The 827-nt window shown below is 39.6% G+C and carries 2 pseudogenes; one reads left to right on the top strand and one right to left on the bottom strand.

The features are described 5' to 3' along the window. Positions 1–260 (bottom strand): annotated as a pseudogene (locus tag CIK04_RS27140) (LysR family transcriptional regulator); the annotation flags it as partial. Positions 261–456: 196 nt separating this feature from the next. On the opposite strand from CIK04_RS27140, the pseudogene CIK04_RS27135 reads away from it, so the two are divergent. Further along, positions 457–827, top strand: a pseudogene (locus CIK04_RS27135) (redoxin domain-containing protein); the annotation flags it as partial.

Below are 827 nucleotides of genomic sequence, written 5' to 3'. Positions count from 1 at the left end.
CAGTTCAACCAAGTCTTGCCCCTTTGCCAATAGCTCTCTACCATGCATTACAACCAGCTTCACCTGCTTGAGTAAAACCAAAGGCTTTTTTGTCTTTCTTCTACATAGAGAGGACAGCCGATCAACTCTTCTAAATTTTGTATGCCTTTACTTAACGTCGATTGGCTCACAAAGCAACGTTCAGCCGCATCACTAAAATGCCGTGTTTCATGCAGAGTAATAAGATAGTGTAACTGCTTCAGACTGGGCCATTTATTCATAAAATTATTAATACTTACCGTCGTTTGTATGATTAACTCGATAGAATTGCTCTTATCGCTTTTTTCGATGAATGTTAATCTATTTAATTCGCTTTTTCAATACTACAATCTGTACTATAGTTTGTCGCGTACAAACACGGACTAAGCCAAAAACTTWATCTCTGGTTTAGAAATAAGACATTTTTAGGAGCAAAAAATGGTACTAGTAGGTCGTCAAGCCCCTGATTTTACTGCAGCTGCTGTTCTAGGTAACGGTGAAATCGTTGATAACTTCAATTTTGCAGAGTTTACTAAAGGTAAGAAAGCCGTTGTTTTCTTTTACCCACTAGACTTCACTTTCGTTTGCCCATCTGAACTGATCGCATTCGACAACCGTTACGAAGATTTCAAAGCAAAAGGTGTTGAAGTGATCGGTGTATCTATCGACTCTCAGTTTTCTCACAACGCATGGCGTAACAMGCCAGTTGAAAATGGCGGTATCGGTCAAGTTAAATACCCTCTAATTGCTGACGTTAAACACGAAATCTGTCAAGCGTACRRTGTTGATGCACCCAGAAGCTGGTGTTG

The sequence above is a fragment of the Vibrio sp. 03_296 genome, assembly GCF_002265885.1.
This window is presented reverse-complemented; position numbering and strand designations above follow the sequence as displayed.